This window comes from Pseudooceanicola endophyticus (assembly GCF_018760365.1).
Classification (GTDB): Bacteria; Pseudomonadota; Alphaproteobacteria; order Rhodobacterales; family Rhodobacteraceae; genus Pseudooceanicola; species Pseudooceanicola endophyticus.
The window spans coordinates 235,010-248,035 of the sequence record NZ_JAHIAB010000002.1; the positions used below are offsets into that span (position 1 = coordinate 235,010).

The window sequence follows — 13,026 nt, forward strand, 5'->3', positions numbered from 1 at the left end:
AAATTATTTCTGCATCATGCGCCAAAGAAATGCCTTCGGAAACCCCCTTTCTGAGGGGGTGTGCCGAAACATGACAGGGTTTGATTAAATTGCGACCGCCGCAGCCTGGCCGCCGGCGCCTCAGCGGACCAGCTGGGGCCGGATCCGCAGGCGGCGCTTGCTGTTGGAGGGCAGGTGCCGGTTCAGTCGCCGGTAGATCAGCCCGTAGACCAGTACCACGCACATCGTGAGCGCGATGAAGTAACAGGCCAGGATCGGGTAGGGCACGAAGGGGTTGAAGGTCTTCTGGGCGAAATAGCTGGCGTAATAGAGCGCATCGCCCTTCTGCTGGCGCGCCGGGAAGGAGGAGAAGTAGACCAGGGTCGTGGCATGGAACAGGAAGATCGCCTCGTTGGTATAGGCGGGCCAGGCCAGGCGCAGCATGGTCGGGTAGGTGATGCGGCGGAACTTCTTCCAGCCCGAGAAGCCATAGGCATCGGCGGCTTCAAGATCTCCCTTGGGGATAGAGCGCAGCGCTCCGTGGAATATCTCGGCGGCATAGGCCGTGGTGTTGAGCCAGAGCGTTACCAGCGCGCCCGCCCAGGCGCGCGACAGCCAGGAGCCGTCGAGGGTGAAGCTGAGCCCGGGCAGGGCGATGCTGATGCCGTCGCGGGGGATCAGGGTGAAGAGCTCGTAGAACAGGAAGAACTGGATGAAGAGCGGTGAGCCGCGGAAGATGAAGACGAACCAGTCGGCGGGCTTGCGCAGCAGGCGCCTGTGGCTGTTGCGGGCCAGCGCCACGGAGATCGCGCTGAAGAAGCCGAAGAACAGCGCCAGCAGGCCGAAGTAGAGGTTCCAGATCATCCCCGAGCCGATCAGCACCACCTGGTCGCAGAGGGTGAAATCATTGCGCGGCAGCAGCCGGTCTCCGAGGCCGATGGAGCGCAGCCCGTAATGCTGGACGACATCGAGGCAGGTCGCGAGGCTCATGCGCGGGCCTCCTTCATGCCGGCGGCGGTGGCCTGGCCGCGCGACAGGCGGCGCGACAGGCGCGCGAAGGCGATTTCGGACACCCGGGTCAGCAGCAGGTAGAAGACCAGAAGCACGAGGAAGTACCAGAGGCGCCAGTCGGGATGGGCATAGGTATAGGCCGAGGTCTTGGAGCCGCCGAGTTCGCGGGCCCAGTAGACCACGTCCTCGACCCCCAGAAGGAAGAGGAGGGGCGTGGCCTTGATCAGGATCATCCAGAGGTTCGACAGGCCTGGCAGGGCATAGACCCACATCTGCGGCAGCAGGATCCGGCGGGTGATCTGGCCCCGGGTCATGCCGTAGGCCTCGGCGGTTTCGAGCTGGGCATGGGGGACGGCGCGCATGGCGCCGGAAAGCACATTGGCCCCGAAGGCGCCGAAGACGAAGGTATAGGCGGCGATGGCCAGCGCGATGCCGTAGAGTTCATGCACGTATTGCGGGGCGGAGTTCAGCGGCATCTTGGCGGCGGCGCAGACCACGAAATCATTGCCCTGGCGGACCGGCTCGGTCCAGTCGGGGCATTTGACCTTGAGGCGCAGGTACTCGATCCCCTGATCCAGCGCGATCGGCACGAAGAGGAAGAAGGCGATGTCGGGCACGCCGCGCACGATGTTGGCATAGGCCCAGCCGATCCAGCGCAGCGGCAGGACATGCGAGCGCCCGGCCAGCGCCCCGGCGAGGCCGGCGGCCAGCGCGATCGGCGCCGTGATCAGCATCAGGACGATCACCACCAGGAAGCTCTGGTAGAACATCATCTGCTTGGCCGTCGTCAGGTAGCAGGCGAACCAGTGCAGGCGGTCGAGAGAGGCGGGATCGGCGCAGTAGGAGAACATGGGGCTCCGGAAGCGGGCGGTGGGCCTTGGACGAGGGAGGGGGCGCTGCCCCCGTCACGCCTGCGGCGCGACTCCCCCGAGGTATTTGGAACAAGAAAATGGAGGGGGCCGCGCCGGGCGGCCCGCGCCGTTCAGTACTGGGTGACGTCCTTGCCGAAGTATTTCACCAGCAGAGTGTTCAGCGAACCGTCTTCCTTCATCGCGGTGATGGCGGCGTCGAACTTGTCCTTCAGCGCGGTGTCGGACTTGCGCAGGCCCATGCCGATGCCGCCGCCGAGCGCGACCGGATCGCCGACGACCTTCAGACTGCCATCTTCGGTATAGGGCAGCAGGAAGTCCTTGTCGGCAAAGACCGCGTCGGCCTCGCCGTTCTTGACGGCGGCGATGGTTTCGTCGCCGGTGGCGAATTCCAGCAGGGTGGCGCCGGTCTCGGCGACATAGCCGGCCTGGATGGTGCCGGTCTGGGCGGCGATCACGCCGGTTTTAAGGTCCACGCCGTCCTCGGGGGCGATGTAGATCGACTCGGTTGGCGGGTAGTAATCCTGGGTGAAGTCGATGACTTCCTTGCGCTCGTCGGTGATCGACATGCCGGCCATGATGGTGTCGTAGTTGCCCGAGACCAGGTTCGGGATGATCGAATCCCAGTCGTTGGTGACCCATTCGCAGGTCAGCGCGGCGCGCTTGCACAGCTCATCGCCGAGATCGCGCTCGAAGCCGGCGACCTGGCCGTTGTCGTCGATGAAGTTGTAGGGAGGGTAGGCGCCCTCGGTTCCCATGCGCACCACGTCCTGGGCCAGGACGGGGCTGGCCAGCAGCGCCAGGAGCGCGGTGGAAAGGATGGTCTTCTTCATGGTGGTCTCCCCTGAATGGCGGGGCATTTGCGCCCCGGGCCCGTTCTGTGCGGCCCTGGGGGAAGGGTTCCCACTCGCGCCCGAGTTGACAAGCGGATTCTTGACGCTTTGGACGATTTCGGCCTTTCACGTCACGTCATGCCGCGCGCCCGGGCGCCTCAGGCCGGGGTGGTGGCCGAGAGGAAGCCGCGCAGGCGGTCGCTTTGCGGATTGCCGAAGAGTTCCTCGGGCGGGCCCTGCTCTTCGATCCGGCCCTGGTGCAGGAAGACCACGTGATCGGAGACGTCATGGGCCATGCGCATGTCATGGGTGACGATGATCATGGTGCGCCCCTCGGCGGCGAGCGCCTTGATGACCTTGACCACCTCCTGCTCCAGCTCCGGATCGAGGGCCGAGGTCGGTTCGTCGAAGAGCAGGGCTTCGGGTTCCATCGCAAGGGCGCGGGCAATGGCGGCGCGCTGCTGCTGCCCGCCCGAGAGTTGGGCGGGCCAGGCATCGGCCTTGTCGCCGATGCCGACCTTGTCCAGGTATGCACGCGCCTTCGGCTCGATCTCCTCGCGGGATTTGCCGAGGACGGTCATTGGCGCTTCCATGACGTTCTGCAGGATCGACATGTGGGCCCAGAGGTTGAACTGCTGGAACACCATCGACAGGTTGGTGCGGATCCGCAGCACCTGACGGGCATCGCCCGGACGACGGTGCAGGGCGTGGCCCTTCCAGTGCACCGCCTCGCCCTTGAAGAGGATCTCTCCGGACTGGCTGTCCTCCAGCAGGTTGGCGCAGCGCAGCAGCGTCGACTTGCCCGAGCCGGAAGAGCCGATGAGCGAGATGACATCGCCCCGATGCGCGGTCAGAGAGACACCCTTGAGCACCTCCAGCTCGCCATAGGACTTGTGCAGGTCGCGGATCTCGATGACGGGGGGCTGGTGGCTGTTCATGCGGGTCCTTTCGGCGGCTTTGGCGAAGTAGGACGCGAAAGCGGTCGGAAATCAACCATCGGCTGCGGGTGAGGGACGCCGCGTCACGCTGTCCGGAGGGCCGTGCCGCCGCCGCGGGCGCTCAGGCGCGTTCGGCCTTCTGGCGCGCCCGGGCGCTGTCCTGGTCGGTGATTCCCAGCAGGGAAGCAACGAGGCGCAGCAGCGCGTCCTCCTCCGGGTCGCGCTGGCCGTCGGCCAGGACCACGGCCCAGAGTGCCTCCAGCACGGAGCGGCGGTCCTCGTAGGGCACGGCGTCCTTGATGGCGCGGGTGAATCGCACGGTATCGGGGGCCTGGCCTTCCAGCGTTTCGGCATCCTTCAGCAGTCGCTGCGCCTCGAAGGGCGAAAGGCCGTAACGCCTGCCGGCGATACGGGCGATCATTCCGCGTTCCGCGGCATCGTAATCGCCGTCCGAGCGCGCGACCCGGACGAGAAGGGCGGTCAGCGCGAGGCGCGCATCCCCGTCATCGAGCGGCGCGGGCCCGGGCGAGATCAGGCGGGTGAGGAAGTCTCCGAACATTCCTCTAGTATAGTGTGCCCCGCGACCGGCGCCAATGTGCAAGCGCGTGAAGAGCGCGCATGCCCCTGTCCTTTCATCTTTCCACAAATATGGCGGGGGAGTCTCCGCAGGAGACGGGGGCAGAGCCCCCTGCCACGGCGAAGGGGGCTCTGCCCCCGGTGCTGCGCACCTCCCCCGGGATATTTCCGGCCAGATGAGGAGAGCCGGTCAGTATTTCGAGGGCACGTAAAGCTCGGGCGGCAGAACGGCGCGTTCGTAACTGGAATTGTAGACGCGGTCCGGCAGCGAGATCTCCTCGTGCTCGACATCCGTGTAGGGAAGCAGGGAGAGCAGGTGGTCGATGCAGTTGAGCCGCGCGCGCTTCTTGTCGTTGCCGGTGACGATGTACCAGGGCGCTTCGGGGATGTTGGTATGTTCGAACATCTCTTCTTTGGCCTTGGTATAGGCTTCCCATCGGACCCGGGACTGCAGGTCCATGGGCGAGAGCTTCCACTGTTTCAGCGGATCGTGGATGCGCATCAGGAAGCGCATCTGCTGTTCCTCGTCGGTGATCGAGAACCAGTATTTCACCAGCCGGATGCCCGAGCGCACCAGCATGCGTTCGAATTCCGGCACGTCGTCGAAGAATTCCGTGACCTGGGCATCCGTCGCGAAGCCCATCACCCGTTCCACCCCGGCGCGGTTGTACCAGGAGCGGTCGAAGAGCACGATCTCTCCGCCGGCCGGCAGATGCGGGACGTAGCGCTGGAAGTACCATTGCGATTTCTCGCGCTCGGTCGGGGCGGGCAGGGCGACGGTGCGCACCACGCGCGGGTTCAGCCGCTGGGTGATGCGCTTGATCACGCCGCCCTTGCCGGCGCTGTCGCGGCCCTCGAAGATCACCACGACCTTTTCGTTGTTGTGCACCACCCAGTCCTGCAGGCGGATGAGCTCGGCCTGGAGATGCAGCAGGGCGCGGAAATAGTCCGGGCCCGGCAGGGTGGGGCCATGGGCCTTGTTGTAGATCTCCCGGATCTTCATCGACAGCACGGCATCCTCGAGCTCGATCTCGTAATCCTCGTCGAGCGTGTCGCGCAGTTCCGCTTCCAGCCAGTCCTCGGCCTCTTGGAGCGTGGTGCGGGGGAAGATGTCGTCGGCCATGGGGTCCTCGGGCTGATCGGCGCCCTGGGCGGGGGGCGCTAAAGACAAGCCCATCGCCGGGCGGCGGGGGGCAGTTATCCGCTTATCGCATTGCAATGTGACAGGAATGTGCAGCAAAGCATGGTCATTATCCGGGCACGTAAGGTATGCGTTTTTTGCATTTCCGATATGCAGTCACCTAAAATTTCCGGAAATGGCTTTCGGACGCAGGATTGTTGCGTTACGCCGCCGAAACCTTGGTCCGACGCGAGGTGAGCGCGCCGTGACCTGATACCAAGAACCGGACGGATGACATGACTGACGCAACTTCCTCTGCGCCGGCGGCTGCGGGCGCTGGCCCGCTCAACAAGCCGTCGCGCGTGCTTCTGGCGAGCCTCATCGGCACGACCATCGAATTTTTCGACTTCTACGTCTACGCTACGGCAGCGGTGCTGATCTTCCCGCACCTCTTCTTCTCCGGCGAAGACGCCACCACCGCGCTGCTGGCGAGCTTCGCGACCTTCTCGGTCGCCTTCTTTGCCCGCCCCTTCGGCGCGCTGGTCTTCGGCCATTTCGGCGACCGTGTCGGCCGCAAGACGACGCTGGTGGCAGCCCTGGTGACCATGGGCGCCTCGACGGTGATCATCGGCCTGCTGCCGACCTATGATTCCATCGGCATCATCGCGCCCGCGCTGCTGGCACTGTGCCGCTTCGGCCAGGGCTTCGGCCTGGGCGGCGAATGGGGCGGTGCGGTGCTGATCGCGACCGAGAACGCCCCCGAGGGCAAGAAATCCTGGTACGGCATGTTCCCGCAGCTGGGCGCCCCGGTGGGCCTGTTCCTGAGCTCGGGGCTCTTTGCCGTGATGCTGGGCTTCATGAGCCGCGAGGACATGCTGGCCTGGGGCTGGCGCGTGCCCTTCCTGGCCTCGACCATCCTGATCGTGATCGGTCTGTGGGTGCGCCTGTCGCTGGCGGAAACCCCGGCCTTCCAGAAGGCCATCGACAAGGAAGAGCGCGTCAAGGTGCCCTTCGTCGAAGTGTTCCGCGCCCACAAGATGTCGCTCTTCCTCGGCACCTTCGTGGCCCTGGCGACCTTCGTGCTGTTCTACATCGGCACCGCCTACCTGCTGTCCTACAACGTCGGGACGCTGAAGATGACCCTGCCGCAAGCGCTGCACATCCAGCTCTGGGGTGCCGTGGTCTTTGGCATCTTCATTCCGATCGCCGGCAAGCTGGCCGACCGCATGACCCGCTACACCGTGCTGGCCGGCGTGACCTTCCTCATCGGCGTCTTCTCCTTCGCCCTGGGCCCGCTTCTGGATCCGGCCATGGGGGCCACCGGTGTCTACATCTTCGTGACGATCGGCATGGCGCTGATGGGCATCACCTACGGCATCATCGGTGCCGCCCTGGCGGCACCCTTCCCGACCGAGGTGCGCTACACCGGCTCCTCGCTGGCGTTCAACTTCGCGGGCATCGTCGGGGCGTCCTTCGCACCCTTCATCGCGAAGTGGCTGCAGGCCAACTACGGCATGACCTACGTGGGCTACTACATGCTGGTGGCGGCGGCGATCACCTTCGTCTGCATCCTGGCGATGGGCCGCAACAAGATCTGAAGCTTTCCGCTTCCGCGAACATGGCAAAGGCGCCGGGATCTCCCGGGGCCTTTTTCGTTGCGCTTGCGGCACCGGTGTCCGGGGGGCAGATCCCCCCCGTGCCCCCCGTGCCCCCCGCCGCTCAGCCCGCGCGGCGCAGCTCGGGGGCGACCTTGGTGCCCAGCACCTCGATGGCCTTCAGCATCTCCTTCTGATCGATCACCCCGATCGCCATCTGCATCACCACCCGGTCAAAGCCCAGATCCTCCTTCAGCCCGAGGATCTTGTCGACAAGCTGCGCCGGAGAGCCGACGAACATCGCCCCCTCCGGCCCCATGCCGGCATCGAACTGGGCCCGGCTCTGCGGCGGCCAGCCACGTTCACGCCCCAGCTGGTCCATGACCTGCTTCTGGGCGGGGAAGAAGATGTCGGCGGCGGCCCTGCCATCCTCGGCCACGAAGCCGTGGACGTTCAGCGACACCCTTGCCTTTTCCGGATGGCCGGCCTGTGCGGCGGCCTTGCGGTAGAGATCGGCCAGCGGCGCGAAGCGGCGCGGCTGCCCGCCGATGATCGCCAGCGCCAGCGGCGCCCCGTAGGCGCCCGCCCGCACCATCGACTGCGGTGTGCCCCCGGCGGCGATCCAGATCGGCAGGTTGCCCTTCACGGGGCGCGGATAGACACCCAGCCCCTCGACCTTCTGGGTGAAGTCGGTGCCCGGCCAGTCCAGCCGCTCGCCCTCGTTGATCGCCATCAGCATGGCAAGCTTTTCTTCGAAAAGCGCGTCGTAATCCTTCAGGTCGTAGCCGAACAGGGGAAAGCTTTCGATGAAACTGCCGCGCCCGACCATGATCTCGGCCCGCCCGCCCGAGAGGTTGTCGAGGGTCGAAAACTGCTGGTAGACCCGCACCGGGTCATCCGAACTCAGCACCGACACGGCCGAGCTCAGCTTGATGTTGCGGGTGATCCGCGCCGCCCCTGCCAGCGCCACGGCGGTCGCGGACACGGCGTAGTTCGGCCGGTGATGCTCGCCCAGACCGAAGACATCGAGGCCGACCTGGTCGGCCAGTTCGATCTCCTCCATCAGGTTCGACAGGCGGGTGGCGTGATCGACGACCTCCCCGGTGACCGGGTTCTTGCCGATGTCCCCGAAGGTATAAAGACCGACTTCCATGACGTGCTGCTCCTTGTGGCTTCGCGCCAGCCTACAGAAGCGCGCCCGCCCCATCCACGAAAACACCCGCACAACGGCTGTGCGGGCGTGACAGGCTCTCTGTCATCTGGCCAAAAATATCCCGGGGGAGTCGCCGAAGGCGACGGGGGCAGAGCCCCCTCCGCCGGGCGTCCGGGACCGGGCCCCCGAAGCACCACGCTCCGGAGGCCCGAAAGGTCAGAACACGAAGCCGACGATGGCTCCGACGATCACGACAAGTCCGACAAGATAGATGATCGAATTCATGGCTGGTCCTCCTGGCTGTGCGCCCCGTTGGCGCTTCGAAGACCCAACGAAAAAGGGCGCGGAGAGGTTCCCCGCGCCCTTTCGCAATCTTTCCCGCGCCGGATCAGACCAGCCGCGACACGTCCTTGGCGGCGCGCACGAAGTCCTTGAACAGGGGGTGCGGATCGAAGGGTTTCGACTTCAGCTCGGGGTGGAACTGGACGCCGATGAACCACGGGTGATCGGCGACCTCGACGATCTCCGGCAGCTTGCCGTCCGGCGACATCCCCGAGAAGGTCAGGCCGCAGCCCTCCAGCTTCTCGCGGTACTTGGTGTCGACCTCGTAGCGGTGACGGTGGCGTTCCTCGATGGTCGTGGTGCCGTAGACCTCAGCCACCTTCGACCCTTCGGCCAGCGCGGCGGTGTAGGCGCCAAGGCGCATGGTGCCGCCCTTGTCGTCATCGACCTTGCGCCGCACGGCGTGGTTGCCCTGCACCCATTCCTTCAGGTGGTAGACCACCGGCTCGAAACGCTTCTGGCCGGCCTCGTGGTCGAATTCCTCCGAGCCCGCGGCCTCGATATGCGCGAGGTTGCGCGCCGCTTCGATCACCGCCATCTGCATGCCGAGGCAGATGCCCAGATAGGGGATCTTCTGCTCGCGGGCATATTGCGCCGCCTTGATCTTGCCTTCCGTGCCGCGTTCGCCGAAGCCGCCGGGCACCAGGATCGCGTGGTAGCCTTCCAGATGCGGGGCCGCATCCTCATGGTCGAAGACCTCGGCATCGACCCACTGCACGTTGACCTTGATCCGGTTGGCCATGCCGCCGTGGATCAGCGCTTCCTTGATCGACTTGTAGGCGTCTTCCAGCTGCGTGTACTTGCCGACGATGGCGATGTTGACCTCGCCGTCGGTGTTCCAGATGCGGTCCTGCACGTCCTGCCAGCGCGACAGATCCGGCTTGGGCGCCGGGCTGATCTGGAAGGCGTCCAGAACTGCCTGGTCGAGGCCTTCGCGGTGATAGGCCAGCGGCGCCTCGTAGATCGAGTTCAGGTCATAGGCCGGCACCACGGCGTCGGGACGCACGTTGCAGAACAGAGCGATCTTCTCGCGTTCCTTCTGCGGGATCGGCTGTTCGGAACGGCAGACCAGAATGTCGGGCGCGATGCCGATCGACTGGAGTTCCTTGACCGAGTGCTGGGTCGGCTTGGTCTTCAGCTCGCCGGAGGCCGCCAGATAGGGCAGCAGGGTCAGGTGCATGAAGATGCACTGGCCGCGCGGCAGGTCGTGGCTGAACTGGCGGATCGCCTCGAAGAAGGGCAGGCCTTCGATGTCGCCCACCGTGCCGCCGATCTCGCAGAGCATGAAATCGACCTCGTCCTCACCGACGTGAAGGAAGTCCTTGATTTCGTTGGTGACGTGGGGAACCACCTGGATGGTCTTGCCGAGGTAGTCGCCGCGACGTTCCTTTTCCAGCACGTTGGAATAGATCCGGCCCGAAGAGACCGAGTCCGTCATCCGCGCCGCGACGCCGGTGAAGCGTTCGTAGTGGCCCAGGTCCAGGTCGGTTTCCGCGCCGTCGTCGGTCACGAAGACCTCGCCGTGCTCGAAGGGCGACATGGTGCCCGGATCGACGTTCAGATAGGGGTCGAGCTTGCGCAGGCGAACGGAGAAACCCCGCGCCTGGAGCAACGCCCCGAGGGCGGCAGAGGCCAAACCCTTGCCGAGGGACGACACGACGCCGCCCGTGATAAAGATGTATCTTGCCATGGATCAAAGGCTCCCGTGAGTGGTCGGCGCCATTGCGCATTTCTTAACCCAACGGCCCTCACGGGCCGCAGCATCACGGGATTTAAGCGATACCAGATTCGGGACCGCTCGGCAACAGGGGCCGCAAGATGCTGCCCTCAAGGCAGGCCGATGCCTCAAGGTGTAGTGGGTCAGGGGTGAGGAAAAACAACGGGCGCGCGACCGTTCGGAAGCCGCGCGCCCGGGATATGGGTTCCGGCGGGTCACGCCGGGCCCCGGCCTCAGTTGGCCGAGGGGGTCAGGTCGTTGCCGTCCGAGGACCCTGCGGGGGGCGGCAGCAGGGAGCCGCCGGGCAGGGTGGTGTCGGAGGAGCTGTCGTCGCCGGCGGGCGCGGAGGCGGCCGGGGCGTTGCCGATCCGATCGAGGACCGAGGAGCCGGCGGATTTCTGTGCGGCGAGGATGGTCAGCGCCAGCGAGGTGATGATGAAGGCGGCCGCGAGGCCCCAGGTCACCTTGGACAGCGCCGAGGCTGCGGCCCGGCCGGTCATGGCACCGCCGCCCCCGGAGCCCATGCCGAGGCCACCGCCTTCGGAGCGCTGCAGAAGCACCACGCCGATCAGCGACAGCGCGAGGATCAGGTGGATTATCAGGACGATGTTTTGCATCGGAGGTCAGCCTATGTCGGATTGCGGGCAGTCGCACCGGGTCGGCGCGCGATTTCGCGGCTGTCTAAGGCAGAGCGGGCCGCGCTGCAAGCCCGAATGGTCCGCGCGATGGGCGGGCCGGGGTGGGCGCCGCCGGGGCGGCGCGGCCTCCGGCGGGCATATTTGGGGAAAGATGAAGAGGTGGGCGGTGCCCCTGCGGACTGCGGCAGCTGCGGGGCCGGTCGAATTTTGATGCGGGGTGGCGGGGCCGGGGCGAAAAACGGAGGGCGATCCGTTTGGGCTCCGCGGGGTCGGCGCCGCGTTGGTTGCCGCATTTCAAGGAGGGGCCTTTGGGCAGAATGCAGCGGGCGATCCCTTCATTTGCCTCCTTGCGGCAGGCTCTGGCGGTGCTTTCACGCCGGCACGGGCGAGGTTTCGCCGCCCGCCACCCGGCTTCGTTGAGGAAGGCGGCGAGATTGCGGTTTCGCAGGGCGCGGGGCTTCGCTATACCGGCCCGGGCTCTGCGGGGCCGGAGTCGTTCAAGCCAAGTCAGAAAGGACCGGACATGGCCAATGTCGTCGTTGTCGGCGCCCAGTGGGGCGACGAAGGGAAAGGCAAGATCGTTGACTGGCTCTCGGAGCGAGCCGACGTCATCGCACGTTTCCAGGGCGGGCATAATGCCGGTCACACCCTTGTCATCGACGGCAAGGTCTACAAGCTGAACGCGCTGCCCTCGGGCGTGGTGCGCGGCGGCAAGCTGTCGGTCATCGGCAACGGCGTGGTGCTGGACCCCTGGCACCTGGTCGGCGAGATCGCCAAGATCCGCGAGCAGGGCGTCACCATCGACCCCGAAACCCTGATGATCGCCGAGAACACCCCGCTGATCCTGCCGCTGCACGGCGAGCTGGACCGGGCGCGGGAAGAGGCGGCCTCCAAGGGCACCAAGATCGGCACCACCGGGCGCGGCATCGGTCCGTGTTACGAGGACAAGGTGGGTCGTCGCGCGATCCGCGTTGCCGACCTGGCCGATGCGGCGACGCTGGAAGCCCGCGTCGACCGCGCGCTGCTGCACCACAATGCGCTGCGCAAGGGCCTGGGCATGGAGCCCGTGGACCGCGATGCTCTGCTGGCGAAGCTGCGCGAGATCGCGCCCGAGATCCTGCAATATGCCGCCCCCGTGTGGAAGGTGCTGATCGAAAAGCGCAAGGCCGGCAAGCGGATCCTCTTCGAGGGCGCGCAGGGCTCTCTGCTGGACATCGACTTCGGCACCTATCCCTTCGTCACCTCGTCGAACGTGATCGCGGGCCAGGCGGCAACCGGCGTGGGCATCGGCCCGGGCTCGATCGATTTCGTGCTGGGCATCGTGAAGGCCTATACGACGCGAGTTGGCGAAGGCCCGTTCCCGACCGAGCTGCTGGATGACGATGGCGAGCGTCTGGGCACCCGTGGCCATGAATTCGGCGTGGTCACCGGGCGCAAGCGGCGCTGCGGTTGGTTCGATGCGGCACTGGTGCGCCAGACCTGCGCGGTCTCGGGTGTCAACGGCATCGCGCTGACCAAGCTGGACGTGCTGGACGGGTTCGAGACGCTGAAGATCTGCGTCGGCTACGATCTGGACGGCAAGCGGCTGGATCACCTGCCGATCGCCTCGGACGAGCAGGCGCGCTGCACGCCGATCTACGAGGAGATGGAGGGCTGGAGCGAGTCCACCGAGGGCGCGCGCAGCTGGGCGGACCTGCCGGCGGCAGCCATCAAGTACGTGCGTCGCGTCGAGGAGCTGATCGAGTGCCCGGTGGCGCTGCTTTCGACCAGCCCCGAGCGCGAGGACACCATCCTGGTCACCGACCCGTTCGAGGACTGAGGCGCGGTTTCGCACCGGGCAGGGGGGCTCTGCCCCCCGTCAGCCGGGGGCTGACTCCCCCCGAGATATTTGAGACAAGAAAATGGGGTGAAGGGTGCTTCGCCCCATTTTCGTTTCCGGGAGGATGGCAATGGCATTGAGTTACAGGGCGCGGCGGCGCTGGTCTCTGGTGGTGCTGGTGATCGGGCTGCCGGTCTATATCGTCGCCTGTGTCAGCGTGATGAACTGGCTGGAGCGCCCGCCGCTGCTGGTGGAGCTGGCGGTCTATGTCGGGCTGGGCGTGCTTTGGGCGCTGCCGCTGCGCTTTGTCTTCCTGGGCGTCGGCAAGTCCGATCCGGAGGCGGAAGCGGACTGAGGCGCGGCCATTGCGGGCCTTTTCCTTCCCGCGCCGGTGCGCTATCCCCTCGGCCTAAAGCGATGACCGGCGCCTCCGGGG

The 13,026-nt window shown here is 66.0% G+C and carries 12 protein-coding genes; 3 read left to right on the forward strand and 9 right to left on the reverse strand.

The features are described 5' to 3' along the window. Positions 1-120 precede the first annotated feature (120 nt). The 6 genes from KM176_RS04665 to ppk2 form a co-directional block, all read right to left on the reverse strand. Positions 121-969 carry an ABC transporter permease gene (locus tag KM176_RS04665; RefSeq protein WP_160891068.1) on the reverse strand — a complete coding sequence of 283 codons (849 nt, stop codon included), beginning with the start codon at positions 967-969 and terminating at the stop codon, positions 121-123. After that, positions 966-1,841, reverse strand: coding sequence for an ABC transporter permease (locus tag KM176_RS04670; RefSeq protein ID WP_160891067.1), 876 nt, complete (start codon positions 1,839-1,841; stop codon positions 966-968). Before KM176_RS04670 ends, KM176_RS04665 begins: the two co-directional genes overlap by 4 nt. Before the next feature lie 131 nt (positions 1,842-1,972). Then, positions 1,973-2,692: a transporter substrate-binding domain-containing protein gene (locus tag KM176_RS04675; RefSeq protein ID WP_160891066.1), complete on the reverse strand. Its 720-nt coding sequence runs from the start codon at positions 2,690-2,692 to the stop codon at positions 1,973-1,975. Between the two features lie 158 nt (positions 2,693-2,850). After that, a complete protein-coding gene (locus tag KM176_RS04680) occupies positions 2,851-3,630 on the reverse strand; it encodes an ABC transporter ATP-binding protein (protein WP_160891065.1) in 780 nt (259 codons plus the stop codon). A gap of 121 nt (positions 3,631-3,751) precedes the next feature. Further along, a complete protein-coding gene (locus KM176_RS04685) occupies positions 3,752-4,189 on the reverse strand; it encodes a tellurite resistance TerB family protein (protein ID WP_160891064.1) in 438 nt (145 codons plus the stop codon). A 207-nt stretch (positions 4,190-4,396) separates the two neighbouring features. Beyond that, a complete protein-coding gene (gene ppk2 / locus KM176_RS04690; protein ID WP_160891282.1) occupies positions 4,397-5,329 on the reverse strand; it encodes a polyphosphate kinase 2 in 933 nt (310 codons plus the stop codon). 293 nt (positions 5,330-5,622) lie between these two features. On the opposite strand from ppk2, the gene KM176_RS04695 reads away from it, so the two are divergent. Continuing rightward, positions 5,623-6,924 (forward strand): MFS transporter, encoded by a 1,302-nt coding sequence (locus KM176_RS04695; protein ID WP_160891063.1) that lies wholly within the window; start codon positions 5,623-5,625, stop codon positions 6,922-6,924. Between the two features lie 121 nt (positions 6,925-7,045). Here the strand turns inward: KM176_RS04695 and KM176_RS04700 are convergent, their stop codons facing one another. The 3 genes from KM176_RS04700 to secG form a co-directional block, all read right to left on the reverse strand. Then, positions 7,046-8,074: an Atu2307/SP_0267 family LLM class monooxygenase gene (locus tag KM176_RS04700; RefSeq protein ID WP_160891062.1), complete on the reverse strand. Its 1,029-nt coding sequence runs from the start codon at positions 8,072-8,074 to the stop codon at positions 7,046-7,048. Between the two features lie 388 nt (positions 8,075-8,462). Beyond that, positions 8,463-10,106, reverse strand: coding sequence for a CTP synthase (locus KM176_RS04705; RefSeq protein ID WP_160891061.1), 1,644 nt, complete (start codon positions 10,104-10,106; stop codon positions 8,463-8,465). A gap of 260 nt (positions 10,107-10,366) precedes the next feature. Beyond that, positions 10,367-10,750 (reverse strand): preprotein translocase subunit SecG, encoded by a 384-nt coding sequence (secG, locus tag KM176_RS04710; protein WP_160891060.1) that lies wholly within the window; start codon positions 10,748-10,750, stop codon positions 10,367-10,369. Positions 10,751-11,294: 544 nt separating this feature from the next. Here secG and KM176_RS04715 point away from each other — a divergent pair. Beyond that, the gene (locus KM176_RS04715; RefSeq protein ID WP_160891059.1) at positions 11,295-12,590 is read left to right on the forward strand and encodes an adenylosuccinate synthase; all 1,296 of its coding nucleotides are present in this window, start codon (positions 11,295-11,297) and stop codon (positions 12,588-12,590) included. Positions 12,591-12,720: 130 nt separating this feature from the next. After that, positions 12,721-12,945, forward strand: coding sequence for a DUF2842 domain-containing protein (locus KM176_RS04720; RefSeq protein ID WP_160891058.1), 225 nt, complete (start codon positions 12,721-12,723; stop codon positions 12,943-12,945). The last annotated feature ends 81 nt before the right edge of the window (positions 12,946-13,026 follow it).

What these genes read in the sequence shown, in the direction of transcription:
- KM176_RS04700 (WP_160891062.1), bottom strand. Translation starts at nt 8,074, where the DNA reads ATGGAAGTCGGTCTTTATACCTTCGGGGACATCGGCAAGAACCCGGTC.
- secG (WP_160891060.1), bottom strand. Translation starts at nt 10,750, where the DNA reads ATGCAAAACATCGTCCTGATAATCCACCTGATCCTCGCGCTGTCGCTG.
- KM176_RS04685 (WP_160891064.1), bottom strand. Translation starts at nt 4,189, where the DNA reads ATGTTCGGAGACTTCCTCACCCGCCTGATCTCGCCCGGGCCCGCGCCG.
- KM176_RS04705 (WP_160891061.1), bottom strand. Translation starts at nt 10,106, where the DNA reads ATGGCAAGATACATCTTTATCACGGGCGGCGTCGTGTCGTCCCTCGGC.
- KM176_RS04670 (WP_160891067.1), bottom strand. Translation starts at nt 1,841, where the DNA reads ATGTTCTCCTACTGCGCCGATCCCGCCTCTCTCGACCGCCTGCACTGG.
- KM176_RS04680 (WP_160891065.1), bottom strand. Translation starts at nt 3,630, where the DNA reads ATGAACAGCCACCAGCCCCCCGTCATCGAGATCCGCGACCTGCACAAG.
- KM176_RS04695 (WP_160891063.1), top strand. Translation starts at nt 5,623, where the DNA reads ATGACTGACGCAACTTCCTCTGCGCCGGCGGCTGCGGGCGCTGGCCCG.
- KM176_RS04675 (WP_160891066.1), bottom strand. Translation starts at nt 2,692, where the DNA reads ATGAAGAAGACCATCCTTTCCACCGCGCTCCTGGCGCTGCTGGCCAGC.
- KM176_RS04715 (WP_160891059.1), top strand. Translation starts at nt 11,295, where the DNA reads ATGGCCAATGTCGTCGTTGTCGGCGCCCAGTGGGGCGACGAAGGGAAA.
- KM176_RS04665 (WP_160891068.1), bottom strand. Translation starts at nt 969, where the DNA reads ATGAGCCTCGCGACCTGCCTCGATGTCGTCCAGCATTACGGGCTGCGC.
- KM176_RS04720 (WP_160891058.1), top strand. Translation starts at nt 12,721, where the DNA reads ATGGCATTGAGTTACAGGGCGCGGCGGCGCTGGTCTCTGGTGGTGCTG.
- ppk2 (WP_160891282.1), bottom strand. Translation starts at nt 5,329, where the DNA reads ATGGCCGACGACATCTTCCCCCGCACCACGCTCCAAGAGGCCGAGGAC.